This window comes from Rhodoferax lithotrophicus (genome assembly GCF_019973615.1).
Lineage (GTDB): Bacteria > Pseudomonadota > Gammaproteobacteria > Burkholderiales > Burkholderiaceae_C > Rhodoferax > Rhodoferax lithotrophicus.
Genome location: NZ_AP024238.1, coordinates 883485 through 910121 on the forward strand (window position 1 = coordinate 883485; position 26637 = coordinate 910121).

The 26637-nt window shown below is 57.5% G+C and carries 23 protein-coding genes and 1 tRNA gene; 13 read left to right on the top strand and 11 right to left on the bottom strand.

The annotated features are described in order from the left end of the window. Positions 1-9 precede the first annotated feature (9 nt). Positions 10-1761, top strand: a complete 1752-nt coding sequence (locus LDN84_RS04170; RefSeq protein WP_223908796.1) for an STAS domain-containing protein — start codon at positions 10-12, stop codon at positions 1759-1761. 12 nt (positions 1762-1773) lie between these two features. Continuing rightward, positions 1774-2319, top strand: a complete 546-nt coding sequence (gene hslV, locus LDN84_RS04175) for an ATP-dependent protease subunit HslV (RefSeq protein WP_223908798.1) — start codon at positions 1774-1776, stop codon at positions 2317-2319. A gap of 35 nt (positions 2320-2354) precedes the next feature. Here the strand turns inward: hslV and LDN84_RS04180 are convergent, their stop codons facing one another. The 4 genes from LDN84_RS04180 to LDN84_RS04195 form a co-directional block, all read right to left on the bottom strand. Further along, positions 2355-4418 carry a FeoB small GTPase domain-containing protein gene (locus tag LDN84_RS04180; RefSeq protein WP_223908801.1) on the bottom strand — a complete coding sequence of 688 codons (2064 nt, stop codon included), beginning with the start codon at positions 4416-4418 and terminating at the stop codon, positions 2355-2357. 152 nt (positions 4419-4570) lie between these two features. Beyond that, a complete protein-coding gene (gene miaB, locus LDN84_RS04185) occupies positions 4571-5899 on the bottom strand; it encodes a tRNA (N6-isopentenyl adenosine(37)-C2)-methylthiotransferase MiaB (RefSeq protein WP_223908803.1) in 1329 nt (442 codons plus the stop codon). Between the two features lie 117 nt (positions 5900-6016). Further along, on the bottom strand, positions 6017-6475 hold the full coding sequence (locus tag LDN84_RS04190) for a hypothetical protein (RefSeq protein ID WP_223908805.1): 459 nt from the start codon (positions 6473-6475) through the stop codon (positions 6017-6019). Positions 6476-6579: 104 nt separating this feature from the next. After that, positions 6580-7824 carry a DEAD/DEAH box helicase gene (locus LDN84_RS04195; protein ID WP_223908814.1) on the bottom strand — a complete coding sequence of 415 codons (1245 nt, stop codon included), beginning with the start codon at positions 7822-7824 and terminating at the stop codon, positions 6580-6582. Between the two features lie 186 nt (positions 7825-8010). On the opposite strand from LDN84_RS04195, the gene LDN84_RS04200 reads away from it, so the two are divergent. After that, entirely contained in the window at positions 8011-8334 is a 324-nt protein-coding gene (locus LDN84_RS04200) for a DUF6172 family protein (RefSeq protein WP_223908817.1), read from the top strand. Positions 8335-8383: 49 nt separating this feature from the next. Here LDN84_RS04200 and LDN84_RS04205 read toward each other — a convergent pair. The 6 genes from LDN84_RS04205 to LDN84_RS04230 all read right to left on the bottom strand — a co-directional run bounded on the left by LDN84_RS04205 (position 8384) and on the right by LDN84_RS04230 (position 15120). Then, a tRNA-Met gene (locus LDN84_RS04205) sits at positions 8384-8460 on the bottom strand. Positions 8461-8510: 50 nt separating this feature from the next. Further along, a complete protein-coding gene (locus LDN84_RS04210; RefSeq protein ID WP_223908819.1) occupies positions 8511-9290 on the bottom strand; it encodes an enoyl-CoA hydratase in 780 nt (259 codons plus the stop codon). Between the two features lie 69 nt (positions 9291-9359). Continuing rightward, positions 9360-11147 (bottom strand): M61 family metallopeptidase, encoded by a 1788-nt coding sequence (locus LDN84_RS04215; RefSeq protein WP_223908821.1) that lies wholly within the window; start codon positions 11145-11147, stop codon positions 9360-9362. An 11-nt stretch (positions 11148-11158) separates the two neighbouring features. Continuing rightward, the gene (locus LDN84_RS04220; RefSeq protein WP_223908823.1) at positions 11159-11860 is read right to left on the bottom strand and encodes a DsbC family protein; all 702 of its coding nucleotides are present in this window, start codon (positions 11858-11860) and stop codon (positions 11159-11161) included. Between the two features lie 70 nt (positions 11861-11930). Beyond that, positions 11931-13043, bottom strand: coding sequence for an FAD-dependent monooxygenase (locus LDN84_RS04225; protein WP_223908825.1), 1113 nt, complete (start codon positions 13041-13043; stop codon positions 11931-11933). A gap of 88 nt (positions 13044-13131) precedes the next feature. Then, positions 13132-15120, bottom strand: coding sequence for a sigma-54-dependent Fis family transcriptional regulator (locus LDN84_RS04230; protein WP_223908837.1), 1989 nt, complete (start codon positions 15118-15120; stop codon positions 13132-13134). Between the two features lie 370 nt (positions 15121-15490). Here LDN84_RS04230 and LDN84_RS04235 point away from each other — a divergent pair, with 370 nt between their 5' ends. The 8 genes from LDN84_RS04235 to ychF all read left to right on the top strand — a co-directional run bounded on the left by LDN84_RS04235 (position 15491) and on the right by ychF (position 24576). Continuing rightward, positions 15491-17638, top strand: a complete 2148-nt coding sequence (locus LDN84_RS04235) for a hydantoinase/oxoprolinase family protein (RefSeq protein WP_223908839.1) — start codon at positions 15491-15493, stop codon at positions 17636-17638. Positions 17639-17649: 11 nt separating this feature from the next. Beyond that, a complete protein-coding gene (locus LDN84_RS04240) occupies positions 17650-19974 on the top strand; it encodes a hydantoinase B/oxoprolinase family protein (RefSeq protein WP_223908843.1) in 2325 nt (774 codons plus the stop codon). Between the two features lie 57 nt (positions 19975-20031). Continuing rightward, on the top strand, positions 20032-20538 hold the full coding sequence (locus LDN84_RS04245; protein ID WP_223908847.1) for an acetone carboxylase subunit gamma: 507 nt from the start codon (positions 20032-20034) through the stop codon (positions 20536-20538). A 70-nt stretch (positions 20539-20608) separates the two neighbouring features. Continuing rightward, positions 20609-21052, top strand: coding sequence for a protein-export chaperone SecB (secB, locus tag LDN84_RS04250; protein WP_223908850.1), 444 nt, complete (start codon positions 20609-20611; stop codon positions 21050-21052). 58 nt (positions 21053-21110) lie between these two features. After that, positions 21111-22661, top strand: a complete 1551-nt coding sequence (locus LDN84_RS04255; protein ID WP_223908852.1) for a class I adenylate-forming enzyme family protein — start codon at positions 21111-21113, stop codon at positions 22659-22661. Positions 22662-22923: 262 nt separating this feature from the next. Continuing rightward, entirely contained in the window at positions 22924-23187 is a 264-nt protein-coding gene (locus LDN84_RS04260) for a rhodanese-like domain-containing protein (protein WP_223908854.1), read from the top strand. Between the two features lie 154 nt (positions 23188-23341). Next, entirely contained in the window at positions 23342-23491 is a 150-nt protein-coding gene (locus LDN84_RS04265) for a hypothetical protein (RefSeq protein ID WP_223908858.1), read from the top strand. After that, positions 23488-24576: a redox-regulated ATPase YchF gene (gene ychF / locus LDN84_RS04270; RefSeq protein WP_223908870.1), complete on the top strand. Its 1089-nt coding sequence runs from the start codon at positions 23488-23490 to the stop codon at positions 24574-24576. The genes LDN84_RS04265 and ychF overlap by 4 nt, the downstream gene beginning before the upstream one ends. 106 nt (positions 24577-24682) lie before the next feature. Here ychF and LDN84_RS04275 read toward each other — a convergent pair whose 3' ends face one another. Then, on the bottom strand, positions 24683-25153 hold the full coding sequence (locus LDN84_RS04275; RefSeq protein WP_223908873.1) for a YqaA family protein: 471 nt from the start codon (positions 25151-25153) through the stop codon (positions 24683-24685). 135 nt (positions 25154-25288) lie between these two features. Here LDN84_RS04275 and dusB point away from each other — a divergent pair, with 135 nt between their 5' ends. Together dusB and LDN84_RS04285 are read left to right on the top strand one after the other, a co-directional pair. Beyond that, entirely contained in the window at positions 25289-26338 is a 1050-nt protein-coding gene (gene dusB, locus LDN84_RS04280; RefSeq protein WP_223908879.1) for a tRNA dihydrouridine synthase DusB, read from the top strand. Beyond that, positions 26335-26571, top strand: coding sequence for a helix-turn-helix domain-containing protein (locus LDN84_RS04285; protein WP_223908881.1), 237 nt, complete (start codon positions 26335-26337; stop codon positions 26569-26571). Before dusB ends, LDN84_RS04285 begins: the two co-directional genes overlap by 4 nt. Positions 26572-26637 lie beyond the last annotated feature (66 nt).

Here is a 26637-nt window from a genome sequence, read left to right on the forward strand (position 1 = left end):
TGGGAAAGCATGGCAACGCAGGACAATAACCTTGGTTTGTTGTCCAAGGTAGCCAAGTTCGTTCGCAATCCGAACACGGACTGGTCTAACCTGGGCAAAGAAGAGCCTGCCCAGGAAAGCCCGGAGGGCAAGCTTGCGCTCAAACACATGATTGAGCGCAAGCGACAGAATGATGCCGTACGGCGGCGTGAGTTCGACCAGCTGCGCAAATTGCGTCAAGTTTCCGTAGCGGGCAAAACTGATTTGGCCCAAAACCATTTCGACTATCGTGGCAGCACGGGTTACTCCGATCTGGATGAACGGGCGACCACGCTGAAGAAAATTGACGAAATTGAAGCGCAAATGTCCAACCAGTGGTGGAAAGGACGTCCAAACAACGTGTCTTCATCGACCATGGGCACCCAGGACCCAAGGCCTACGCGAACCACTGGGCTTATCGCGCACTCCGAGAATTACAGTCAGTTTGACAGCACGCAAAACTCCAATTTGCCACAGACAGCCGACGTGACCTCAACCCAGGCGGGGGAAGGACATGAGCTTGATTTCCAGCAGACCAATCTTGTTGAGTCACATTCTGCGGTTCAAACCAGTGGGTTTGATGCTTCCGCACACAGCGTGTTCTCAGAATCCAAAATGATGTCGGTAGACATGGGCAAGAGTCTTTCTGACCCAGAGCTGGAAGAGGCGGCGATCCGGTTTGCCAATGGCGATGATGAGGGTGCCGAGGCGGTGTTATTGGCGGCTTTGAATGCCGCCGGGACTTCGATGGAAGTCGCCGATGGCATGGCCGCAGCCTTGTTCGATTTGTACCGTGGTACGGGTCAGCAAGCCAGTTTCGAGAGTTTGGCGCTGGAGTGTGCCCAGCGTTTTGGCCGGTCAGCGCCTGGCTGGTTTTCAACTCCGCAAGAACTGGGCCGTGAGCGGTTGCCAACACCTGCGGCGGTGATTAAAAAGCCGGCAACCGCACGACGTATTTGGCAGTGCCCCGCTGAGCTGGATGAAGCCGATGTGTTGCAGTTACGCGCATTTATCCAGGATCAGCCGCAACCTTGTTGCTTGGACTGGGGACATTTGCAAACCATGACCCCCAGGGCCGCCGAGCAACTTTCCGAGCTGATGGCGCGATGGTGTGATCAAGTCATGCGCCTGTGTTTTGACGGTCAGGAGTCATTGCAATTGTTATTGCAGGCTTGCACCCCGATGGGGGACAGCAGTGTGCCCTCGTATTGGTGGCAATTACGGCTTGATTTGTTGCGTTTACTGCGTTTGCCCAATGAGTTTGAGCAGGTTGCGATTGATTTTTGTGTGACCTACGAGTTGTCGCCGCCATCCTGGGTGCCCCCCAGGTGTGAGTTGGTGGCGGCATCCGCCATGCAGGATCACGTCATACCGGAGAGTGCGCAGGTCGGTCAGGCGGCAGAAGACTTTTTGTTGTCGCCGGAGGTGCCGGACTCAGGCATGCTGGCCCCCATGCAGCAGTCCACCAAATACCTGGCATTAACCGGTGATGTGCTGGGGGATATTGAGTCCTTGACTGATGATCTGCAGGCGGCTGTGCAAGGGCAAGCGGTCGGGGTGGTGTCATGTGCGCAACTGATTCGAGTGGATTTTTCTGCCGCTGGTAGCTTGCTGAATTGGGTTGCACATGTCGAGTCGCAGGGCGGACATATCGAGTTTCGTGACGTGCCGCGGCTGGTGGCCGCCTTCTTTCACCTGATCGGCATTTATGAACATGCACGGGTGACCGTTCGAACCAACTAACTATAGACTCCCATGGAACAATTTCACGGAACCACCATCATCAGCGTGCGCCGCAACACCCCCCAGGGCATGCAGGTGGCCATTGGTGGCGATGGTCAGGTCACACTGGGCAATATCGTGGTCAAGGGCACGGCCCGCAAGGTGCGCAAGCTCTATCACGGCAAAGTGCTGGCCGGTTTTGCCGGCGCGACCGCAGATGCCTTCACCTTGTTCGAGCGTTTTGAGGCCAAGCTTGAAAAGCATCAAGGCCATCTGGTGCGGGCTGCCATCGAGCTGACCAAAGACTGGCGCACCGACCGCGTGTTGCGCCGTTTGGAGGCCATGCTGGCGGTGGCTGATTTGCAGGCCTCTCTCATCATCACCGGCAACGGCGATGTGCTGGAGCCCGAAAACGGCATTGTGGCCATCGGATCAGGGGGTGCTTATGCCCAGGCCGCGGCGATTGCCATGCTCAATCACACCGACCTTTCGGCCACCGACATGGTCAAAAAATCGCTGGAAATTGCGGGTGAGATTTGTATCTATACCAACATGAACCACACCATTGAGTCGCTTTGATGCACTGCAGTGCTGATCCAGCGGGATACCTCCCGTTATGGAAGACCCGCCATCACCAGTAAAAAGTGGATGATCTGTACCAGTGCCCCTAGCAGCATGGCAACACCCACCGAAAGCATCACTGAGAACCAGGCTTTGGCGCGCCCCAGGGTTTTGTTCATCACCGCAAAAGTCGAAATACAAGGTACATAAAACGTGATGAACACCAGGAGCGTCAGAATTTGCTCTGTGCTCAGTACCGCATCAATCTCCTGGGTCCCCAAAGCCTGAAAAATCATCAACAGGGACAGCTCTTTGCGCAGCACGCCAAACAGCAATGGCAAGCCCAGCACCAGTGGCAGGTCAAGCCACCAACTGGTTAACGGGGTCAGCAGGGCATTGATGGTGGCATCTGCACCAAAGTGCCCGAGCAACGCCAGCACCACACTGCCGCCCACCAGCAAAGGGGTCACGATGGTCAGTACGTCACTGGAGCGCGCCCAGGTCTCGCGCAGCATGGCATGCCAGTTGGGCAGGGTGTAGGGAGGAATGTCCTGCACTTGCCCTGGACCCACTTCGCGGTGCTGGTGGGATAACAACAAGCCCATGGCACTGAGCAGCAGCAGCGTCAACGCATACACGCCCAATACGCCCCACACCCCCAGGTACTTGCCTGCTACCGCCAAAATGATGGCGGAACGGGCAGAACAAGGCACGAAGGTGATGAGCACCGAGGCTATCAGGCGTTCTCGCCCGCTTGAGTTGCGGGCAACAGCTGAGATAGCTGGCACATTGCAGCCCAGCCCCAGCAAAAAAGGCACGGCCACACCACCGTGGAGGCCGATTTTGTGAAAACCCCGGTCCAGCACAAACGCCATACGCTGCATCAAGCCGATTTCCTCCAGGGCAATCAGCAGCAGCAGCAGGGGCAGCATGTAGGGCACCACAATACCGGTCAGACCAATAAAGCCGTCCAGAATGGCGCGCTCCACCACGCCCAACGTGGTCTGGGGCTGCCAGTGGCTGGTGGCCTCAATCAGCCGCTGGGTGGTCTGGCTGTCGATCCAGCCGCTGACCTCGAACACCACAAACAGTACACCGGCAAACACCCACAGGCTGGCCAGCAGTCCCCACTGTGGGTGCAGCAAAAAAGTGTCCAGCCAAAAGCGCCAGTTACGCTCTGGCTCCAGCGGGCCGGGTCGCATGGCAGCTTCATAAAGAGTGGCTGCGCGGTGATGGCCATCGGCGCGGATTTCTTCCGCCAGGGGGCGCGGCAAGCCTTGTCCAGCCGCTTCGCGCAGGGCCTGGAGGTCGGGCATTCTGGCAGCGAAGTGTTCTTGTAATTCGCGTTCAAAATAGGCATGGCCCGAGGCAAATAACAAAAGTAGCAGCTGGTGGGGCACCCGAAAGGCGGTGTCAATCCCGGGCTGGGTGAGGGCTTGACTCAAGGGTTCCAGGCTGTTGGCAATGTGCCGGTTGGGGGCTTGCGGGAGCTGGCAAATACCTTGGCGTGCCGTGGCCACGGCGGTGTTGAACAGTTCGGCAATACCTTGCCCCAGCAAGGCGGAGATGGGTACCACCGGAATGCCCAGCAGGGTGCCCAAGGCCCGCTGGTTGATGTGCAGGCCTTTGCGGCGCACGGTGTCCATGTGGTTCAGGGCTAGCACCATGGGGCGGCCCAGCTGGCTGAGTTCCAGCGTGAGTTCAAGATGGCTTTGCAGCTGGGTGGCATCCACCACCTGGATGATCAGATCGGGTGGTTCAAAAGGCGCGGGGGGTGCACTGGACTCGTGGGCGGTGATGGGGGGGCGATCATTGCCCCAGAGCAGGAATTTCAGCGTGCTCAGGTCATCGTGTTGTAAATGATGCACCGAACTCAGGCTGGGCAGCGCCACCACACTGGCTTCATCCAGGCCAATTTGCACGGTGCAAGCCCGGTAGACCCGGTGGGTGTCGGTCAGCTCACCTTGCTGCGGAGCGGTGCTTGAGACTGCATCAAACAGGGTGGTTTTGCCCGAACCAGGTAATCCCACCAGGGCAATACGCAAACGCCGTGCACCGCGCAGCAAGGGGTGGTGTACGGCCACGGTATGAGTTGTCGTGGGCGAGGTGCTTTTCATGGGGAGGGCCGCAGTCCGTCAGGAGGGTTGGGGGCGCTAGGGTGGCATTACAGGTGGCGAACAGGGGCTCAGTTCTTCGGACAGTTTGCCCTGAGTCGCTGCTTTTTCACTGCATTTTTGCCCTCTAGTGCTTGATATATAAGCGCAAGCAGCTATTTTTTAAGGAGCACTTCTCCGCGCAGTGTGTAGGTGCGGGTTTCGGTGATGTGCACATCCACCATCTGCCCAATCAGTTCGGGCTGGCCGACAAAGTTCACCACCCGGTTGCATTCGGTGCGGCCCATCAGTTCACCTGCGTCGCGCTTGGAGGCACCCTCCACCAGCAGGCGTTGGCTTGTTCCGACCAGGCTTTCGCTGATGCGGGCCAGGTTGGTATTGATGTTGGCTTGCACCTCTTGCAGGCGGCGCAGCTTGACCTCGTGTGGCGTGTCGTCATGCAGATTGGCGGCGGGCGTGCCGGGACGCGGGCTGAAGATGAAGCTGAAAGAGTTGTCAAAGCCCACGTCGTCCATCAGTTTCATCAGCTTGGCGTGGTCGTCTTCGGTTTCGCCGGGGAAGCCGACGATGAAGTCGCTGCTCATGGCCATGTTGGGGCGGATGGCGCGTAATTTGCGCACGGTGCTTTTGTATTCCATGGCGGTGTAGCCGCGCTTCATGGCCATCAAAATCCGGTCGCTACCGTGCTGCACCGGCAGGTGCAGGTGACTGACCAGTTTGGGCAACTTCTCGTAGGCAGCAATCAGCGAGGGGGTGAACTCATTGGGGTGGCTGGTCACGTAGCGGATGCGCTCGATGCCGGGAATGTCGGACACGTATTCCAGCAAGGTGGCAAAGTCAGCCACCTCCGCCGTGTCACCCATCGGCGCACGCCAGGCGTTGACGTTCTGGCCCAGCAGGGTGATTTCTTTCACGCCCTGGTCGGCCAGACCGGCTACTTCCACCAGCACGTCTTCAAACGGGCGATGCACTTCTTCGCCACGGGTGTAGGGCACCACGCAGTAGCTGCAGTATTTAGAGCAGCCTTCCATGATGCTGACAAAGGCGCTGGCGCCTTCCACACGGGCGGCTGGCATGTGGTCGAACTTCTCAATCTCGGGGAAGCTGATGTCGACCTGCGAGCGGTTCAGCCGGGCGCGCTCATCGAGCATTTGCGGCAGGCGGTGCAGGGTTTGCGGGCCAAACACCACGTCCACATAGGGGGCACGGGCAATGATGGCCTCGCCCTCCTGGCTGGCCACGCAGCCGCCGACGCCGATCAACGCGCCTTTTTTCTTCAGGTGTTTGACCCGGCCCAGGTCGGAGAACACCTTCTCTTGCGCCTTCTCGCGCACCGAGCAGGTGTTGAAGAGAATCAGGTCGGCCTCTTCCACGTTGCTGGTGGGTTCGTAGCCCTGGGCGGCGCCGAGCACATCGCTCATCTTGTCCGAGTCGTACTCGTTCATCTGGCAGCCGTAGGTTTTGATAAAGACTTTTTTGCTCATGGGGAAAGTATTTGCTATATTAATAATAGCTGCTTGCGCTTATTTTATAAGCGCTACAGGGTCATTTTGATTATAAAAATAGGGGGTGTCCTGCAGCGGGGACCACATGCCGGGTGCTTACTGCTGAGGAAACTTGGGCAACTGGTCAAACGGCGTTTTGCCGTCGTCCGTAGGGGGTTTGTCGGAACTGGATTCAAAGATGAAATTGGTGATGGCTTCCATGCCTGAACGTTGTTGCCGGGCTTCCTGTTCGTTCAATATCCACACTTCATGGATCATGCCTTGTGGGTCACGCAGGTAATTCACCAGCACCGGCTGGCCCACCAGGCCACCTGAAAGTACCAGCAAATTGCCGGGGCCTTTGATGCGTGCCCCGGGCGACAATTGTTCCGTCCGGCCGTTGAGCAACACATAAGGGGGCTGGGTCACTTCAAGCACTGCGCGCTTGGCTGCAGCGGGGAACTGTCGAACCAGCCCTTGTGCGGTGGCGGGTGTCTGGCCCATACAGGCGGCGAAGATCAGCAGGGCGCTGAGGCCAGAGCGTAATGCCCTGGGGGCATGGAGGCAGCGGTTCATGGTGTTCATCCAGAGGCTGTGAAAGAAGCTGCTGATTTTAAACGCCTCACCCATGGGGCAGACTGGTTGGGCCAGGAGATGTTTACCGGAACAGCCCCTGGGGGTTAAGTGCTTTGGTGGCTGGCCAGCGCGCGCAATTTGTCTTTTTTGCTGGGGCGTTTACCCTTGATGCCGCCGTTGCCTGAGGCGTTGGGGTCGCTGGAGGCTGGGGGCGCTTCTTCCTGGGCTTCAAAGCCAGCAATACTTTCCAGCGGCACCTCAAGATGATGGCGTTTGGCAATCAACCGCCAGTGCGCCTGGGTGCCGGCGCTGACAAAACTCACCGCCAGACCGGGTTCACCGGCGCGGCCGGTGCGGCCAATGCGGTGGGTGTAGTCATTGGCCGAGCGCGGCAGGTCGAAGTTCACCACCACCGGCAGGTTGGCAATGTCCAGCCCACGTGCCGCTACGTCGGTGGCCACCACCACACTCAAGCGTTCGGCCTTGAAGTCGGCCAGCACCTGGGTGCGCTTGCCCTGACTCAATTCACCGTGAAACGGCTCCGCGGTGGCCCCACCTTTGCGCAGTTTGTCGGCCACAATTTCTGCCGCAAATTTGGTCGCCACAAACACCAGCACCCGTGGCCAGGCGTGCTGCTGGATCAGGTGGCGCAGCAACTGGGTGCGGCGCGAGGTGTCCACGGCGATGGCGCGTTGAGTGATCTCTATCGGCGGGGCGGCATCGGGCCGCACGTCGACCTGCACCGGGTTGTGCAACAAGGTGTTGGCCAGGGTTTGCACTGCCGGGGCAAAGGTGGCCGAGAAAAACAGGCTTTGGCGCTTGGCTGGCAGCAGTGCCAGCACCTGGTTCAGGTCGTCGGCAAAACCCAAGTCCAGCAGGCGGTCGGCTTCATCGAGCACCAGCAGTTGGACCGCAGACAGTTTGACCGCGTTGTGTGCCACCAAATCCAGCAGCCGCCCCGGGGTGGCCACCAGCACTTGCGTGCCGCCGCGCAAGCCCATCATTTGCGGGTTGATCGACACCCCACCAAACACCACGCCGACCTTGGCCGGCTGGGGCAACTGCTGTGCCAGTGCGCTGAGGGTGTCACCCACCTGGGTGGCCAGTTCGCGTGTCGGCACCAGAACCAGGGCTTGGGCCAGCTTGCCTGCCGAGGCTTGAAGACTTTGCAGCAGTGGCAGGGCAAACGCCAGGGTTTTGCCCGAACCGGTGTGGGCGCAGCCCAGGACATCCTGACCGGCCAAGGCCGGGGGAATGGCCCCCAACTGAATCGGGGTAGGGGTATCAAAACCAAGGCGTTGGACAGCATCCAGCAAGGGGGCCGACAGGCCAAGGGAGAAGAAGGTCATGATGAGGTGTTGGGTGGGTGACAGGGTCAGTTTAAGGGTATTCAAGGAGCGTGCCGGGCTGATTGAGCTTGTGACGCAGCGCTGAAGGTGGCATGGCCGTGACGGTGCAAGAGGCCCCTGGACGCATAATCACCCCACCCTGAACACGCCGCAAGTGGTGTGTATTCCATCGATTTAAAGGACTCCGTGAAAAAAACATTCCAACTCCAGATTGAAGGCAAAAATCCAGACCGCGTGCTGGAGGCCACCAAACACGAAATTCGCCAATACTTGAAGCGCGAACGCCGTAAAGCCTTGCCAGAAGGCGTGGACTTTTGGGACTTTGATTGCTCATTTGGCACCCATGCAGACAACGCCGAAAGTGTTCACCTGGCCACCCTGACCGCTTTGATCGATGCGGTTGCCCAAGCAGGTGGCGCGGCGTTTTACGTGGAACTGCTGGCCAAACCTGGTCACCGCATGGCGCGACCTTCACAAAAAGCGCAGGACGATTCGCTGACAAACAGCTGAAAATGAAAAACCCGCCAAGGCTGCTGGCCGAGGCGGGTTTCAGATGTCTTGGTGGTGATAGGTGGATTTGAACCACCGACATCAGCATTATGAATGCTGCGCTCTAACCAACTGAGCTATATCACCAACAGGCCAAGATTATAGCGGTTTGCCGGGCACTTTTTGCAGACTTGTGGTTACTGGTGTGTGAAAACTGCTTTTCGTTTGTTGACAAAGGCATCCATACCTTCTTTTTGGTCCGATGTGGCAAACAAGGCGTGGAACAGGCGGCGCTCGAACATGATGCCGTCGTTGAGTGTGCCCTCAAAGGCCCGGTTCACGGATTCCTTGACCGCCATCACGGCCATTTGCGAGAACTCGCTGATCATCAGGGCTGCGCCCAAGGTTTCATCCATCAGCTTGTCCAGCGGTACCACGCGGCTGACCAGCCCGGAGCGCTCGGCCTCCAGAGCATCCATCATGCGTCCGGTGAGCGCCAGATCCATCGCCTTGGCTTTGCCCACGGCACGTGGCAGGCGCTGGGTGCCACCGGCACCGGGGATGATGCCGAGCTTGATTTCGGGCTGGCCAAAGCGGGCGTTGTCGGCGGCGATGATGAAGTCACACATCATGGCCAGCTCACAGCCGCCACCCAAGGCGAAACCACTCACGGCGGCAATCACCGGCTTGCGCACCGAGCGGATTTTTTCCCAGTTGCGGGTGATGAAGTCGTCTTTGTACACGTTGGCAAAGCTGTAGCTGGCCATGCTGCCAATGTCAGCACCGGCGGCAAAGGCTTTTTCACTGCCGGTGATGATCATGCAGCCAATGGCCGGGTCTGCGTCAAACGCATGCAGGGCTGTGCCCAGCTCGGTCATCAGCTGTTCGTTCAAGGCATTGAGCTGTTTGGGGCGGTTCAAGGTGATGATGCCCACTTTGTCGGCTTCGGTGCGAACGGTGATCAGTTCATAAGTCATACATGCTCCTGAGAGATTTTTGTTGATAAAAATGGGTTCTAGTGCTTGTCAAATAAGCGTAAGTAGCTCTTATTTTTGATGTTTTGTTGGGGCCAGCCAAGCCTCTGCCTGGGCTGCATTTTGAATACTCAGTTTCACGGATCTGGCCAATTCTGGCAGGGTCACCTGCAGACGCAGCAAGCGCTGATCACGGGCTACGAGGGCGGTGAAGGTTGGGGCCTGGCCCAGGTAAAGCGCCAGGTCGTCCTGTTTGTGGATACGCCAGCCTTGAGGTGCTTTGGGTGAGCCTAGCTCCATGCCGAGCCACTCGTCGCCCGCTGCAAATCCGGCCTGTTCGGCAGCACTTGCACGCAGCACACTTTTGACGTGTAAGCCATTGTGCTCATGAAGCTTCAAGCCCAATTGTTCTGCGCGTGAGGCGCTCTCTTCCTCATAGCGAATGCCGTGCTGCTGCAGCAGTTTTTTGAGTGGCAAGTCTTGCGTACCATGTACCCATTGCTGCAACTGCGCCTCAAAAGACGTGCCCGACAGCTCCGCCAGCACGTCGAGCAGGTCTTGCTCTTTCATGGGGCCGCCCTGGCAGCGCTCCCACAAGCTGCGCATGACGGCATCCAGACTGGTTTTGCCGCCTTGGCGCAAGCTCAAATCCAGACACAGCGCCACCAGTGAACCCTTGGTGTAGTAGCTGACGGTGGCATTGGCGGTGTTTTCGTCTTGCCGGTAGTACTTGATCCAGGCATCCCTGCTGGCCTGCGCCACACTCTGTACTTGGCGGCCGGGTGTTTGCAGCACCTGGTTGATGGTTTTGGTGAGTAATTTCAGGTAGTGGGGGCTGTCAATCAACCCGGCGCGGCGCAGCAGCAGATCATCAAAATAGCTGGTGAAGCCCTCAAAAAACCACAACAGCTCGGTGTAGTTTTCTTGCGCGTAGTTGTAACAGGCAAACTCGGCCGGGCGCAGGCGCTTGACGTTCCAGGTGTGAAAGTATTCGTGGCTGATCAGCCCCAGCAAGGTGGTGGTGCCGTCAGACGGCGTGCCGTTCGCAGACTGGCCGGTTTGCGGCAAATCGGCCCGGCGGCAAATCAGCGCGGTGCTGTGGCGGTGTTCCAGCCCACCATAACCATCGTGAATGGCGTTGAGCATGAACAGGTAATGGCGATGCGGGGCAAGCGCTGGCTGCTGACCATGCCAGAAAGCGATTTCGGTTTCACAAATACGTTGGGTATCGGCCAGCAGTCGCGTGCCGTCAAAGCTGGGCGGCGCTCCCGAGACGATGAAACGGTGCGGGATACCCGCCGCCTCAAATTCACCCTGCCAGAACGGACCCAGTTCCACCGGGCTGTCGACCAGCTCATCATAGTTGGCGGCCAGGTAGCTGCCAAAGCCTCGTTTTGTCACTTTTTGGGCCGTCAAAGCGGTGGCTGCATGCCAGTCTTTGGGCAAGCCTGCATCACTCAATGTGAGTTGATGCGGTGAATTTTCTTGTCCGTGCACCCGCAGGCACAAACTGGTGCCATTGAAAAAACCACGCTGCGTGTCGAGCCAGGCGGTACGTACCGAGTGGTCAAACGCGTACACCTCATAGGTCAGCACCACGGGTTTGCTGGCTTTGCAGTGCACTTGCCAGGTACATTTGTCGAGTTGCGTCAAGGCTACAGCGTGCTTGCCTTGACGGGCGTGCAGGTGTTGCAGGTGTTTGGCAAACTCCCGTACCAGATAGCTGCCCGGTATCCACACCGGCAGGCTCAGCTGCTGGTCAGCGGTGGGGTGGGGCAGGGTGAGGGTCACCTGGAACAGGTGAGCGTGCAGGTCAAGTGCACAGATGTCGTACCTGAGGGGAGTGAAGGCCGTGCTCATCGGACAGACTATCAGTTCAGACGTTTTTCAACCTGATCCGCACCCACTGCACCTGGCACGCGTGTGCCATCTGTAAACACCAGGGTGGGGGTGCCCGTGACTTTGAACCTGTGGCCCAGTTCCACATTGCGGCCAATCGCGGCACTGTCACAACTGGCTGCGGGTGGCGTGATGTCACGCACCATCCAGTCTTGCCAGGCTTTGGCCTTGTCTTTGGCGCACCAGATGGCTTTGGACTTTTCACCAGAATCTGCGCTCAGGATGGGGTACAAAAACATGTAGATGGTGACGTTGTTGACCTTCTGCAAATCTTTCTCAAAACGTTTGCAGTAGCCGCAGTTGGGGTCTTCAAACACCGCCAGTTTGCGCTTGCCATTGCCACGCACGATGGTGAAAGCATCCTTGAAGGGTAAGGCATCAAAGTTGATGGCGGTTAATTTATCTACCCGTTCTTCTGTCAGATTGCGTTTTTGCTTGGTGTCGATCAGGTTGCCCTGGATCAGGTAATTGGCTTGGGCATCGGTGTAGTAAATATCGACTCCGTTGACCCGGATCTCATAGAGGCCATCTATCGGGGTTTTGCTGACTTCGTCAATTTTTTGCAGTTGCGGGATACGTTCGGTCAGGTTTTTGCGGATGGCGGCTTCCTGAGACCAGGCGGTGCTGGCCGCCAGCAGGGCGCAAGTCAACAGGGTAATTAGGCGTAAGTTCATGTGCGTCCTGTAAAAGTGGAGGTCATGTCAGACCTGCAAGCGTGAAAGAAGTTCAAAAAAACCGGGGTGGCTACAAACCCATGGCTTGGCGTGCAGCCCAATTTTTGGCCATGCCGCTGAGCTCGAACCCCTGCATGCCCCAGTTGCGCAGTTTTTGCCAGCCATTGCCATCTTTGGCAAAAAGTTGCTGCAAAAAGGTCATGGCGGCATCGGTGGTGGTGACTTCTGCACGCCGCGCCCGCTCATAACGGCGCAGCAGCTTGATGTCGTTGACCGGCCGCCAGTACGCGCGGGTATGCAAAACCTCAGCCAGTTCGGCCACGTCGCCCAAGCCCAGATTCAGGCCTTGACCGGCCAGCGGATGGATATTGTGTGCCGCATCACCCGCCAAGGCCCAGCTTTGACCGTTGGCCACACCGATCCAGCGGCTGGCCTGGGCCGACTGCAGTGCCCAGGCCTTGCGCGGACTGATCAGGCTGAGTTGACCCAGACAGCCTTGGCTGAACGTATGGAGTTGTTCACAAAAATCGGTGGCATCGGCCTCGAGCAGCTCGGGTACACGAGCATCGGGCACCGACCAGACCAAGCCAACCGATTGCCCTTGTGCGCCATCCAGCGGCAAAAATGCCAGAATTTCATCGCCTTTGAACCATTGTCGCGCCACCTGGCCGTGGGGTTTCTCGCAGGCCAGACGTGCGGCGATGGCGGTTTGCGGGTAGCGCGTCGCGACAAAATCGACCCCAAATTCTTCGCGCGTGCTGCTTGCCCGGCCTTCACATACCACGGTCAGGGTGGCAGCACGGGGGGCTTCCAGAAGCTCAATGTGCGGCTGAAAACGCACCGCTTCGCGCAATTGGGCCTCCAGCGCGGGCACGTCCACGATCCAGGTGAGTGCTGGCACGGCCAGGTGGCTGGCAGAGAAATGGATGGCACCGCCATCATCACCTTCGACCTGCATGCCGGTGACTTCCGTGGCGTGCTGGGCATCGGGCCAACAGCGCACCGATTCCAGCAAGGCTTTGGATTTGGCGTTGAGTGCGTAGACCCGCACATCCGGCTCGCTGCCCGCTGGCGGCTTGGTGGCCACCAGGCCCACACGCAACCGGTCCCGAGCCAGTAACAAAGCCAGCGTGTGGCCCACAATGCCACCGCCACGAATACAAATATCAAGGTGTTGAGTCATGGCGCAGATTGTAGGAGTGGGCCGGGGGGATGATCAGTCCGTCAAAAAAACCATGTGACACACGCTCATCTTTGGTGATGACGCTGGATTACGACAAACCGTATCTTTTCAGTTTGAGGTAAAGCGTACTTTTGGCGATGCCAAGGTGCTTGGCCACCAAGGTCAGATTGCCGCCGTCCTGTTCAATGGTATTTCGGATCAATGCCAACTCCAGGTCTTCCAGTTTTCCCAGAACAGGAACCTCTGTCATTTTTTCTGCCGTTTTTTGGCGGGCATCCACTGATCCGATTTCAGGTGGCAGGCCGTCCAGTCCGATGGCATCACCTTGTGCCATCAGAAACATGCTCTCCACGACATTGCGCAATTCCCGCACGTTACCGGGCCAGGTGTAGGCTTCAAACGCATCCAGCACCTCTGTCCTGAATCGCTTGGGTTTCGCTGCGTATTTATCGGACAGCAATCCCAGAAAATGCGCGACCAGCAAGGGAATATCCGGCTTGCGTTCCGTCAAGGCGGGAATCCGGATACTGGTGACAGATACCCGGTAAAAAAGGTCCATGCGAAAACGTCCTTCCGCCACCTCGTCGCGCAAATTTCGGTTGGTGGCAGATACCAGCTTGAAGGACACCTTGCGTGGTGAGGTCTCCCCAATACGGTAAATTTCTCCCTCTTCCAGAACCCGCAAAAAGTGTGGCTGCAATTCGAGCGGCATTTCACCAATCTCGTCCAGAAACAGCGTGCCGCCATTGGCCGCCTCGATCTTGCCGATCATGCCGCCGCGCCGCGCCCCGGTAAATGAGCCTTCGCAATGACCAAAAAGTTCGCTGGCCAACAGGTCACGTGACAGGCTACCGCAGTTAAGGGCGACAAAAGGCCGTTCCCCAACCTGTCCGAAGCGGTGCAAACCCTGGGCAAAATTTTCCTTGCCCACACCAGTCTGACCCAGCAGAAGGACGGGTACGTTGGACTTTGCCAGCATCTTGGCTTTTTGAATGGCCTGAAGCAAGGGTTCACTGTGGCCAATCAGGGCATCAAAACCCTTGACATCCTGTGGCCGGAGGTCTTGTACCGGCTTGGCTTTGCGGCTCCAGCTGGAAACCGTGCCATTGGGCTGCAACGCGGGAATGGTCAGCAAGGTGCCGATCCGCTCTCCGGCATCCACAATCGGTTCAAGCCAGTCTGCGCGTAACCATTCGGGGGCATCCACCGGCGTGGATGGTGCAAAGGTGCCTGTTTCCAGAGTCGGGATCTGGGTGGTATCTTTCAGGTTGAAATGAATGCCGCGGGCCAGCAAGGCGGCGCTGGCCAACGCGTTGGCCTTGATCGGAAAACCACGCCGATCACAAATGATCACGCCATCGGTGGTGTTGGACATGGTGGCGGTGCCACGCTCCAACAACTGGTAGCGAAAATCCATCTCCAGCTTGGCCAGCTGGCTTTCGATACGGCTGGCGGTGGTCACGGCCAGAGCCAGACTTTGCGGGCTGAAGGTCTTGCCCAGACCCGAAACATCAATGGTTCCCAGGATTTTTCCGTCATAAGGGTCCCGGATGACGGTGGCAGAGCAGGTCCATTCCTTGATACCCGCGCAAAAGTGCTCTGCCGCATGGATTTGTACAGGTTGCCCTACCGACAGGGCGGTACCAATGGCGTTGGTGCCGCAAAGCTGCTCGCTCCAGCAACTGCCAGCGATGAGGTGAATGGATTCCGCCTCATCCAGCGCGCGCGGGTCACCTTCAACCCCCAGAATCATGCCGTTTGGATCGGTCAGGATCATGATGGTCTCGCTTTGGGCGAGAAAGTCCCGGGCCATGGCCATCACGGGCTTGCCCGCACGTAACAACTCTCGATGCTGGTATTGCAGCGAAGACAGCGTTGATTCGTTCACGGGAGATGCCGCCTGTTGGCGCGAGGGATCCACCTGCACCTCCAGGCAGCGTCGCCAGGAGTCATCAATCAGGCAGCGTAAGGCATTGGGTGGTGGCGTATCTCCAGACAGAAACCGGTCCCATGCAGCCATGATCGTCCGGTTGTTCTGCGGGTTGGATAGCCGCTGGTGTCGTTCGTAGTTGGCCAAATTTGTCTCCTTCAGGCAAGCCCCTTTGTCAGGATGAATTGCCCGACCATCGCGCACAGTATTTTGGCGGTCACACGGCGCTGAATATACGCGGGTAAACCCCTGTTCGATATTCAGTCGGATTCCGAGGAAGCGTCCGGATTTCAGCTGTTTTTTTGCGTTGATACATCACCTTGATGGCGGCCACTTTTCAGTCTTTTCATTGGGAGAACACGTCTTTTCAAGCGCACGCAAAGCCCTTGGCACGGGCTTTGCGAAATGGAGAGTGCGGACAGAAAAATTCTGCCGCTCGATTCGCCGCCAGTGCCATGGAGTCCATGCGCAATGACAGTGTTTTCGAACTGCACTAACCCAATGAGGAGACACCCATATGCAAGTTCAAAGTTCACCCGTCCAGGTGATGGGCATTGATGCCGGGGGCACGATGACCGACACCTTTTTTGTCAGGGAGGACGGCTCGTTTGTCGTCGGCAAGGCGCAAAGTAATCCCGGCGATGAATCACAAGCCATTTATGAGTCGTCGATTGACGCACTGTCGGAATGGAACCGTCAGGTGGATGACGTTTTCCCCGAGCTTCTAACCTGTGTGTATTCAGGCACCGCCATGCTGAACCGCGTGGTGCAGCGCAAGGGGCTCGATGTGGGTCTGATGTGCAACCGGGGTTTTGAAGACATCCACTCCATGGGTCGTGCCATTCAGAGTTACCTGGGCTATGCGCTGGAAGAGCGTATCCACCTGAACTGCCACCGCTACGATGAGCCGTTGGTACCGCTGTCTCGCACCCGTGGTGTGACTGAGCGTACCGATGTGCAAGGCCAGGTGGTGATCCCGCTGCGTGAAGATGAAGTGCGCGTGGCCACACGTGAACTGGTGGCGCGGGGCTCCAAGGCCATTGTCATCAGCCTGCTGCAATCCCACAAGAACGAACACAGCGAATTGCGGGCGCGGGATCTGTGTCGCGAAGAACTCAAAAAAATGGGCGTGGACATTCCGGTGTTTGCCACGGTGGACTACTACCCTTCGCGCAAGGAAACCCACCGCACCAACACCACCATTCTGGAAGCCTATGCGGCAGAGCCCTCTCGTGCCACACTGAAAAAGGTCAGTGACCGCTTCAAGAAACACGGCGCCAAGTTCGACTTGCGGGTCATGGCCACCCACGGCGGCACCATTGGCTGGAAAGCCAAAGAGCTGGCACGTACCATTGTGTCGGGTCCGATTGGCGGCGTGATTGGCTCCAAGTTTTTGGGTGAAAAACTCGGTTACGACAACATCGCGTGCAGCGACATTGGCGGCACCAGTTTTGACATGGCCATCATCACCAAAGGCAACTTTGCCATTCAGTCCGACCCCGACATGGCACGGCTGGTGTTGTCTTTGCCCCTGGTGGCGATGGATTCGGTGGGTGCGGGGGCGGGCAGTTTCATCCGTATTGATCCGTACAGCAAGGCCATCAAGCTCGGGCCTGACAGCGCCGGGTATCGGGTGGGTATGTGTTGGGCCGACAGTGGGTTGGACACCGTCTCCGTCTCGGACTGTCATGTGGTGCTGGGTTACCTGAATCCGGACAACTTTTTGGGCGGTGCGATCAAGCTTGACGTGGAACGGGCACGCAAATACCTCAAGGAGCAAATCGCCGACCCGCTGGGTTTGACGGTAGAAGATGCTGCCGCAGGCGTGATCGAACTGCTGGACTTGAACCTGCGTGAATACATGCGTTCGGTGATCAGCGCCAAGGGCTACAACCCGGCGGACTTTGTCTGCTTCTCTTACGGCGGGGCCGGGCCAGTTCACACCTATGGCTACACCGAAGGTCTGGGCTTCAAGGACGTGGTGGTGCCCGCCTGGGCCGCCGGGTTCTCGGCCTTCGGCTGCGCCTGTGCCGAGTACGAGTACCGTTACGACAAGAGTGTCGATGTCGGTGTGGGTCCCAACGCCACTGACGACGAAAAAATTGCGGCCTGCCAGACCCTGACCGAGGCATGGGCGGAACTGTCGGCCAAGGTGATTGAAGAGTTTGTCATCAACGGCTTCAAGCCGCAGGATGTCTTGTTGCGCCCTGGTTATCGCATGCAGTTCATGGGGCAACTCAACGACCTTGAAATCAGCTCCCCCATCGCCAGCGCCTCGACCCTGGCCGACTGGAACAAGATGGTCAAGGCCTTTGACGACACCTATGCACGGGTCTACGCCTCATCCGCCAGTTCACCTGAATTGGGTTTTGGTGTCACCGGCGCGATCATGCGTGGCAGTGTGATTTCTTCCAAGCCGGAGCTTCCCGAAGAGCCCGATGCAGGCCCGGTGCCACCGGCATCCGCCAAGATTGGCAGCCGCCCGTTCTACCGCCACAAAAAGTGGTGGGATGCACAAATCTGGTCGATGGAAGCCTTGAAAGCGGGTAACCGCGTGGTGGGCCCGGCCATTGTGGAGTCGCCCTCCACCACCTTCATCGTGCCGTTCGGGTTTGAAACCTACTGCGATGCACACCGTTTGTTCCATCTTAAAGAAGTCAAATAAGGAGACATCTCATGAATACCATGACCAGAAAAGAAATTGGTTTGCCTGACCTGCTGGGTAATGGCAAGACACTCAAGCAGCATCGCGACGAGGTGCTGGCGCGTACCCACAAAACCGGCTATTACAACGGCTTGGAAAAGCTGGAGTTCAAGGACTCCGATCCGATCACCTACGAGAAACTGTTCTCCAGAATCCGTGGCGGTTTGGTGCATGCCCGTGAAACCGCCAAAAAAATTGCCGCTTCCCCGATCGTGGAGCAAGAAGGCGAGTTGTGCTTCACGCTCTACAACGCCGCAGGCGACTGTATTCTGACCTCCACCGGCATCATCATCCACGTCGGCACTATGGGCGCTGCGATCAAGTACATGATTGAAAACGCCTGGGAAATGAATCCTGGCATCAACCCCGGCGACATGTTCACCAACAATGATTGCTCCATTGGCAACGTGCACCCCTGCGACATCGCCACCATCGTGCCGATCTTCTGGGAAGGCAAACTGGTCGGTTGGGTGGGTGGAGTGACCCACGTGATTGACCTGGGTGCCATGACCCCCGGCTCGATGTCCACCGGGCAGGTGTCGCGTTTTGGTGACGGCTTGCAGGTGACCTGTCGCAAGACCGGTGTCAACGACACCCCACTGCGCGATTGGCTGCATGAGAGCCAGCGTAATGTGCGCACCACCAAGTACTGGATTCTGGACGAGCGCACCCGTATTGCCGGTTGTCACATGATTCGTCAGCTGGTGGAGGAGGTGCTGGAAGCCGAAGGCATCGAGAACTACACCCGCTTTGCCCACGAAATCATTGAAGAAGGTCGCCGTGGTTTGCAGGCACGCCTGAAAGCCATGACGGTTCCCGGTGTCTATCGCCGGGTGGCCTTTGTGGACATTCCTTATGACCACCCCGACATGAGTCTGGCCTCGGAGTTCGGCAAGCTCAACAGCATCATGCATGCGCCGTGTGAAATGACCATCCGCCCGGATGCCACCTGGAAGCTCAATTTTGAAGGGGCGAGCCGTTGGGGCTGGCACAGCTTCAACGCCAACCAGGTCGCGTTCACCAGTGGTATCTGGGTGATGCTGACGCAGACGCTGGTGCCGACAGCGCGTATCAACGATGGTGCCTATTACGCCACCGAATTCAAGCTGCCCAAGGGCACCTGGATGAACCCGGATGACCGCCGCACGGCACACGCCTACGCCTGGCACTTCCTGGTGTCGGGCTGGAGTGGTATCTGGCGCGGCATGAGCCAGTCGTACTTTGCACGGGGTTATCTGGAAGAAGTCAACGCGGGTAATGCCAACACCTCCAACTGGCTGCAAGGTGGTGGCATGACACAGGATGGCGAAGCCCATGCGGTCAACAGCTTTGAGCCTGCGGCGTGTGGCACTGGTGCCTGTGCCATCAAGGATGGCTTGAATCATGCCGCAGCGGTGTGGAACCCGGAAGGTGACATGGGTGACATCGAGATTTGGGAAATGGCTGAGCCACTGCTGTACATGGGGCGCAACGTCAAAACCAACTCCGGCGGTTACGGCAAGTTCCGCGGTGGCTGCGGCTTTGAGACCCTGCGTATGGTGTGGAAGGCGCAGGACTGGAGCATGTACTTCATGGGCAATGGCTACATGAACAGTGATTGGGGCTTGATGGGCGGTTACCCGTCTGCCACCGGTTACCGTTTTGAGGCTCACAACACCGACCTGGCAGCGCGCATCCGAGAAGGCGACACCCTGCCGCTGGGGGCTGACCGCAATCCTGAAGACCAAACCTACGAGCACCACATCAGCGCCACGGCCCATGTCAAGCGTGATCAGCAATGCACCACCACCGAGGCCATCTTTGAAAATCATGACCTGTACCTGAACTACATGCGGGGTGGCCCGGGCTTTGGTGATCCCTTGGATCGTGATTGCGCCTCGGTTGAAAAAGATATCAACAACCGCTTCGTGTTGCCGGAGTACGCTGAAAAGGTCTACGGTGTGGTGATCTCCCAAGGCGACGATCAGGTCTGGACAGTGGATGTGGCCAAAACCGCAACACGCCGCAAAGTCATTCGCCGGGAACGGATTGCCCGTGCCATTCCCACCCGCGACTGGATGAAGGAAGAACGCGCATGGATTCTGACCAAACATGCCTCGGTGCAGGTGCGTCACATGTTTGCCACCAGTTTTGGCCTGAGTGCCAAGTTCAAGGACGAGTTCAAGTCGTTTTGGGATCTGCCCCCTGACTGGGAGTTGCCGGAGTCCGAGCTCGGGGTGCCGTCATTTGGCTCCACTTACCGGATGGATCTGGCCAAGATGCCTGACGTTCGTACCGTGACCCTGGTTGAAGAATGATTTTTGGCCGGGGTTTACCCCGGCCTTCCGTAAACCCAACGATCTGGAGATTTAAAAATGTCAATTTACACACAAGAGCAAGTGAACTATCTGGTGGAAGGCAAGCTGGACTGGGAAACCACCATGCGTATGCTGTCCATGCCCAAGGACGAGGAGCGCTTCAGCATGTACCTCAACACGCTGCAGTCCAAGCTGCCGTGGGATGACAAGGTCATTTTGCCGATCAGTCTGCACCTGTTCATTGCCCAAAACAAGAAGACCAAACAGTGGGTTACCAAATGCAGTTGTGGCCACGAGTTTGGTGACTACCGCAAGAACTGGAAACTTGAAGCCCTGATCTACGTGCGTGACAACGCAGAGGCCATGCACGAGGTGTATCCCGCCCTGATGGCACCGGACACCAATTGGCAGGTGTATCGCGAGTATTACTGCCCGACCTGCGGCACCATGCACGACGTGGAGGCACCCACACCGTGGTATCCGGTGATGCATGAGTTCGAGCCCGATATTGAAGCCTTCTACAAGGACTGGGTGCACCTGCCCTTGCCTGAAAAGGCCAATTAAAACGAATCAGGAGGCGGGTGCCTGACCCGCCCCCTGATGACCGCAACCCCAATTTTGATGGATATTCCTCATGCCTGACAACAAGCAAGCACCCGTGTTCCAGATTCAACGTGTCTACCTGAAAGGCTTGGTGCTGGAGCAGCCGAACTCTCCGGCCATTTTTCTTGAGCCAACATCTCCTGCGGTGGAAGTGGCGATTTCCACCACTGCCGTGAAACAGGGTGATGGGATTTTCGAGTCCACGGTCAGTGTGACCGTGACGGCCAAAATTCAGGACAAGCTGGCTTTTGTGGTGGAGGCCAGGCAGGCGGGTGTTTTTGAAATTCGCCATATACCTGCTGATCAGCTTGACTCGGTACTGGGTATCGGTTGCCCGACTATTTTGTACCCTTACCTGCGGGCCAACGTGGCTGATGCCATCACCCGTGCCGGATTTCCGCCCGTGCATCTCTCTGAAATCAATTTTCAGATGTTTTATCAACAGCAACAAAAAGCTGCTACGCAGCAGAGCTGAAAATGCGGCATGGGAGTTTGAAACATCAGGGTGGTTGATGCCCGGTTGGAGTTGATTCATGAGTCTTGTTGATTTGCTGATCCGTCAGGCCCGCCAGCAGCCTGAGTGTGCCGCAGTGTTCAGCGGTACAGCGTTGCACGCAACCTATGGCCAGTGGGCGGCCCGCAGTGCCGGTTTGGCGCAGGGGATGCGGCAAGCTGGTTTGCTGCCCGGTGACCGGGTGTTGCTGTTCATGCACAACCATCCGCGTTATCTTGAAGTGTTGTGGGCCGCCTGGTGGGCCGGTCTGGTGGTGGTGCCGGTGAATGCCAAGTTACACACACGGGAGGTCGAATGGATCATTGACAACGCACAAGCCCGCTGGGCCTTTGTCACCCGTGATGTGGCTCCCGAACCATTGGCGGGTCTGGAGCGGCAGATTGACATTGAAAGTGCCGAGGCCGATATATTGTTGGCCCCCATGCTGGATGCTTTTGCGGTCCCGGTGACACCCCGTGAACTTGGCGACTTGGCCTGGCTGTTTTACACCAGTGGCACCACCGGCAGGCCCAAGGGTGTGATGCTGACGCACCGAAACCTGATCACCATGGGATTGACTTATTTTGTCGATGTGGACCCGGTGGCCAACACGGACACCATTGTCTATGGTGCCCCCATGTCGCATGGCGCTGGCCTGTACGCCATACCCCATGTCATGGCGGGCGCGCGTCATGTGGTGCCTGCGTCTGGCGGGGTGGACCCGGCGGAGCTGTTTGCGCTGGGGCAAGCTCTTGGGCCACTGTCCACCTTTGCAGCACCAACCATCGTTAAACGCTTGGTGGATCATGCGCAAGATCATGGCATCAGCGTCGAGGATTCGGCCAAATCTTTCAAAACCATTGTTTACGGTGGTGCGCCCATGTACCTGGCCGACATTCAACGTGCCTTGCGGGTGATGGGGCCATGTTTTGTGCAGATTTATGGGCAGGGTGAAACACCCATGGTGGCAACGGCTCTGTCACGCCAGCAATTGGCAGATACCCTTCATCCACGTTATCTGGAGCGTATGGCCTCGGTGGGGGTGGCACAAACACCGGTGCAGGTGCGGGTGAGTAATGAGCAGGGTCAGGATGTTGCGCTGGGTGAGGTGGGTGAAGTGCTGGTCAAGGGCGACTGTGTGATGGCTGGCTATTGGCGCAATCCAGAAGCCAGCGCACTGGCCATCCGGGATGGCTGGCTGTGGACGGGGGATGTGGGGTGTCTGGATGGAGATGGCTTTTTGACGCTGAAAGACCGCAGCAAGGATCTGATCATCAGTGGCGGCTCCAACATCTACCCACGTGAAGTCGAAGAGGCGCTATTGACATTGAGTGGTGTGGATGAAGTGGCTGTTGTTGGTGTGCCAGACCCCGAGTGGGGTGAAGCGGTTGTGGCGTTTGTTGTGTTGCAGGCGGGCACCGCGGTAGGTCAGACCGAACTGGACGAGCATTGCCTGGCTCAGATCGCGCGCTTCAAACGTCCCAAACATTACCATTTGGTGGATCGTCTGCCTAAAAACAACTATGGCAAAGTGCTGAAAACAGACCTGCGCGAAGTGGCCAGTTCGGCATTGAAGCTCCATAAGGTGTGACAGGCTGTTCTGGCTTGGTGGTTCAGACAAATTTGGTCTGTGATGCTTCGAGCATCACCATGTCACTAATGTGTTGACCACGCCACCCGGCAACCATGGGTCATCCTGAAGGTGCATGGGTGGGTGTTCAACGATACTCTGTCCCTTCAATTTCATGGGGCGTGGTATGGATTTTTGGGGTATTTTTGAAAAGTATTGGCCATTCATGGCTTTGGGTCTGTGGTTGGCGTACAAGTGGTGGAACTCCAGAAGAGTTGTTGCCATGCTGCCAGAGCTCAGGAAAAACGGGGCCATCTTTGTGGATGTTCGATCAGCCGGAGAATTTGCCCATGGCAATGCCCCCGGAACCATCAATATCCCCTTGCCGGAGTTAGGCAGCCGGCTTGGCGAGTTACCCAAGTCCGTCCCCGTTGTGCTCTGCTGTGCCAGCGGAACGCGTAGTGCCATGGCCAAACTTTTGCTCAAGAAAAATGGCTATCCGATGGTGCATAACATCGGGACCTGGAGCAAGTTTCTAGACAAATAGCGGCCTATCTCCCATGTGCGCGTGTGCGCATTGAGCACATGCCCCCAAGCCACTCAACGCCGGGTCACGCAGAATACGCCCGTTTGTTGGGTCCACTTTTTAAGCAATGGCTCAGTGATCATTACAATTCCCATCCATTCTCCAGGACAAAACGATGACCAAAAAACTGCAAAAGTGCAGGATTGGTGGTGCTTGTCCTGAGCGCTTATTCCCCAACTTTCCAACGCGGATTGGGCACTTTGACGATGCCCGTATGGGGTTCGATCGTGCCGTTGAGTTATTAATTAACAAGGATTTTTTATGAAATGTGGCATCGTGGGCTTGCCCAACGTCGGTAAATCGACCCTGTTCAACGCGCTGACCAAAGCTGGCATCGCGGCTGAAAATTACCCTTTTTGCACCATCGAACCCAATGTGGGCATCGTCGAGGTGCCGGACCCGCGGCTGGAGGCCCTGTCGGCCATCGTGCATCCTGAGCGGATACAACGCGCCATTGTGGAGTTTGTCGATATTGCCGGTCTGGTGGCCGGTGCCAGTACCGGTGAAGGTTTGGGTAACAAGTTTTTGGCACACATCCGTGAGACCGATGCCACCATCAATGTGGTGCGCTGTTTTGAAGACGACAACGTGATCCACGTGGCTGGCAAGGTGGACCCGATTTCTGACATTGAAGTGATCCAGACCGAGCTGTGTCTGGCCGACTTGAGCACCGTGGATAAAGCACTATCGCGTTACCAGAAGGCTGCCAGATCGGGTGGCGACAAGGAGGCTGCCAAGCTGGTCAGCATTCTGGAGCGCTGTCAGGCCGCCCTGAACGAAGCCAAGCCGGTGCGCACGATTGATTTCACCAAGGAAGAGCAGCCGTTGCTCAAGCAGTTCTTTTTGATCACGGCCAAACCGGCCATGTTTGTCGCCAACGTGGCCGAAGACGGTTTTGAGAACAACCCGTTCCTGGATCGCTTGACGGCTTATGCCACTGCCCAAAATGCGCCGGTGGTGGCCATCAGCGCCAAGCTGGAGGCTGAAATGGCCGACATGAGTGATGAGGACCGTCAGATGTTTCTGGAGGAAATGGGACTGCACGAGCCCGGCTTGAACCGCCTGATCCGCGCCGCCTACGACCTGCTGGGTTTGCAGACCTATTTCACCGCCGGCGTGAAGGAAGTGCGTGCCTGGACCATCCACAAGGGTGATACCGGCCCGCAAGCCGCCGGCGTGATCCACACCGATTTTGAAAAAGGCTACATCCGCGCCCAGACCATTGCCTATGACGATTTCATCGCTTTCAAGGGTGAGCAAGGGGCCAAGGATGCCGGCAAGATGCGCGCCGAAGGCAAAGATTACGTCGTCAAGGATGGCGATGTGATGAACTTCTTGTTCAGTTCTTAAGGATATTTCACCCCTGGTGCTTGTGTAGTAGGCGTCAAATGCTATCTAAAATATAGCGTTTGGCGCTGCACTTCTGTCGGATGGTGCAGGGCGCCCGGCGCGTGCATCAATTACCAAAAACACCGGCCAGTGCTGCCGTCATGAGGACATAGCGGGCACATTTGCCAATCGCCATATAAGCCAGACAGGGCCAGAAGGGCAGTTTGAGCCAGCCTGCCACGGCGCACAGAGGGTCACCCACCAGCGGTAACCAGGCCATCAGACAGGCTTTGGGGCCGAGTCGCTCCAGCCAATCCAGGGCGCGCAGATGATGGGCGCTGTGCTGGTGGCGTTCAATCACCTTGTGTGAAGCCAGGCCCATCCACCAGGTGACGGCGCCGCCCAGTGTGTTGCCCGCCGTGGCCACCGCAATGGCGGGCCAGAAAAGTTGCGGGCTGAGTTTAATCAGGCCAAAGACGGCTGGTTCGGAACCCAATGGCAGTAGCGTGGCCGAGATGAAGGACACCACAAACACCGTGCTCAAGCCAAATTTGGGTAGCGCCAGCAGGGTGAGGAGTTGTTCAAGCCAGAGTTCCATGGGTGCGCGAGTATAGGCAGACACTGGTGATTTCGATGGCCAGACGCTTTTGTGTGCTGAAATTTTGAGCAGTTAGAATCCTACCATCCCCCGCTTTTTCATACCCCGTTTGCTTTGAACTTTGAATCTGTTCGCATGAACATTGGTCCCTATTGCCTGCCCAACCGTTTTTTTGTTGCCCCCATGGCGGGGGTGACTGATCGGCCGTTTCGCCAGTTGTGCAAGCAACTGGGGGCGGGTTATGCGGTCAGCGAAATGGTCACCAGCCGCCCGGACTTGTGGGATTCGCTCAAAACCTCCCGGCGTGCCAACCATGCAGGCGAGCCCGGTCCGATTGCCGTTCAAATTGCTGGCACCGAGCCGCAAATGATGGCCGATGCGGCCCGCTACAACATCGACCGCGGGGCCCAGATCATTGACATCAACATGGGCTGCCCGGCCAAAAAAGTCTGCAACAAGTGGGCTGGGTCGGCCCTGATGCAAGACGAAACACTGGCGTTGCAGATCGTGTCGGCCGTGGTAGAGGCTTGTGCACCGCGTGGTATCCCCGTGACGCTGAAAATGCGCACCGGCTGGTGCCACGCCGAAAAAAACGCCGTCTCACTGGCCCGCGCAGCTGAAGCTGCGGGCGTGCAGATGGTTACCGTGCATGGTCGCACCCGTGAGCAAGCTTACAAGGGGGCGGCTGAGTACGACACCATTGCGGCGGTCAAGGCGGCACTGAACATCCCGGTGGTGGCCAATGGTGACATCGACAGCCCGGCCAAAGCCCGTGCGGTGTTCGCCAGTACCGGGGCGGATGCGGTGATGATTGGCCGCGCCGCACAGGGGCGACCCTGGATTTTTCGCGAAATGGCACATTTCATGGCCACCGGTGAGGTGTTGGCACAGCCTCTGGTGGCCGAGGTGAAACAGCTGTTGCTGGCGCATTTGCAAGACCATTACAGCTTGTATGGCGAGTTTGCTGGCGTGCGCAGTGCCCGCAAGCATATCGGCTGGTACGTGCGCGGTTTGCCGGGAGGGGAAGCCTTTCGCGCCCGGATGAACCTGCTGACCGATGCCGCGGCGCAATCCAGGGCCGTGGCTGATTTTTGGGATGAACTCAACACGCGCATGGATCGACTGCCTGAGCCTGCGCTGAAGATGCATCCATTGGAAGATAGAAAACCGGAGACCGTGGCATGAAACCTCTGCATATTGCGGATGCTGTGCGCAGCAACCTTGAAGATTACTTGAAAGATTTGGGCCAAAGTGAGCCCAATGGCATGTACGACATGTTGGTTGCGGTGGTTGAAAAACCGCTGCTGGAGGTGGTGATGCAACGCACCGACCATAACCAGTCCAAGGCGGCGCAATGGCTGGGGCTGAACCGCAACACCCTGCGCAAGAAACTGCTGGAGCATAAGCTCATTAATTAATAGCTACTGGCGCTTATATATAAAGCACTAGAGCCTGATTTACTATAAATTTTTATTCACCCTCGA

Excerpts from the sequence above, each read along its gene's own strand:
- LDN84_RS04210 (WP_223908819.1), bottom strand. The coding sequence starts at position 9,290 with ATGACTTATGAACTGATCACCGTTCGCACCGAAGCCGACAAAGTGGGC.
- hslV (WP_223908798.1), top strand. The coding sequence starts at position 1,774 with ATGGAACAATTTCACGGAACCACCATCATCAGCGTGCGCCGCAACACC.
- LDN84_RS04235 (WP_223908839.1), top strand. The coding sequence starts at position 15,491 with ATGCAAGTTCAAAGTTCACCCGTCCAGGTGATGGGCATTGATGCCGGG.
- LDN84_RS04225 (WP_223908825.1), bottom strand. The coding sequence starts at position 13,043 with ATGACTCAACACCTTGATATTTGTATTCGTGGCGGTGGCATTGTGGGC.
- LDN84_RS04180 (WP_223908801.1), bottom strand. The coding sequence starts at position 4,418 with ATGAAAAGCACCTCGCCCACGACAACTCATACCGTGGCCGTACACCAC.
- ychF (WP_223908870.1), top strand. The coding sequence starts at position 23,488 with ATGAAATGTGGCATCGTGGGCTTGCCCAACGTCGGTAAATCGACCCTG.
- LDN84_RS04285 (WP_223908881.1), top strand. The coding sequence starts at position 26,335 with ATGAAACCTCTGCATATTGCGGATGCTGTGCGCAGCAACCTTGAAGAT.
- secB (WP_223908850.1), top strand. The coding sequence starts at position 20,609 with ATGCCTGACAACAAGCAAGCACCCGTGTTCCAGATTCAACGTGTCTAC.
- LDN84_RS04240 (WP_223908843.1), top strand. The coding sequence starts at position 17,650 with ATGAATACCATGACCAGAAAAGAAATTGGTTTGCCTGACCTGCTGGGT.
- LDN84_RS04220 (WP_223908823.1), bottom strand. The coding sequence starts at position 11,860 with ATGAACTTACGCCTAATTACCCTGTTGACTTGCGCCCTGCTGGCGGCC.
- LDN84_RS04190 (WP_223908805.1), bottom strand. The coding sequence starts at position 6,475 with ATGAACCGCTGCCTCCATGCCCCCAGGGCATTACGCTCTGGCCTCAGC.
- dusB (WP_223908879.1), top strand. The coding sequence starts at position 25,289 with ATGAACATTGGTCCCTATTGCCTGCCCAACCGTTTTTTTGTTGCCCCC.
- LDN84_RS04275 (WP_223908873.1), bottom strand. The coding sequence starts at position 25,153 with ATGGAACTCTGGCTTGAACAACTCCTCACCCTGCTGGCGCTACCCAAA.
- LDN84_RS04215 (WP_223908821.1), bottom strand. The coding sequence starts at position 11,147 with ATGAGCACGGCCTTCACTCCCCTCAGGTACGACATCTGTGCACTTGAC.
- LDN84_RS04265 (WP_223908858.1), top strand. The coding sequence starts at position 23,342 with ATGACCAAAAAACTGCAAAAGTGCAGGATTGGTGGTGCTTGTCCTGAG.
- LDN84_RS04170 (WP_223908796.1), top strand. The coding sequence starts at position 10 with ATGGCAACGCAGGACAATAACCTTGGTTTGTTGTCCAAGGTAGCCAAG.
- LDN84_RS04255 (WP_223908852.1), top strand. The coding sequence starts at position 21,111 with ATGAGTCTTGTTGATTTGCTGATCCGTCAGGCCCGCCAGCAGCCTGAG.
- LDN84_RS04260 (WP_223908854.1), top strand. The coding sequence starts at position 22,924 with ATGCTGCCAGAGCTCAGGAAAAACGGGGCCATCTTTGTGGATGTTCGA.
- LDN84_RS04245 (WP_223908847.1), top strand. The coding sequence starts at position 20,032 with ATGTCAATTTACACACAAGAGCAAGTGAACTATCTGGTGGAAGGCAAG.
- LDN84_RS04195 (WP_223908814.1), bottom strand. The coding sequence starts at position 7,824 with ATGACCTTCTTCTCCCTTGGCCTGTCGGCCCCCTTGCTGGATGCTGTC.
- miaB (WP_223908803.1), bottom strand. The coding sequence starts at position 5,899 with ATGAGCAAAAAAGTCTTTATCAAAACCTACGGCTGCCAGATGAACGAG.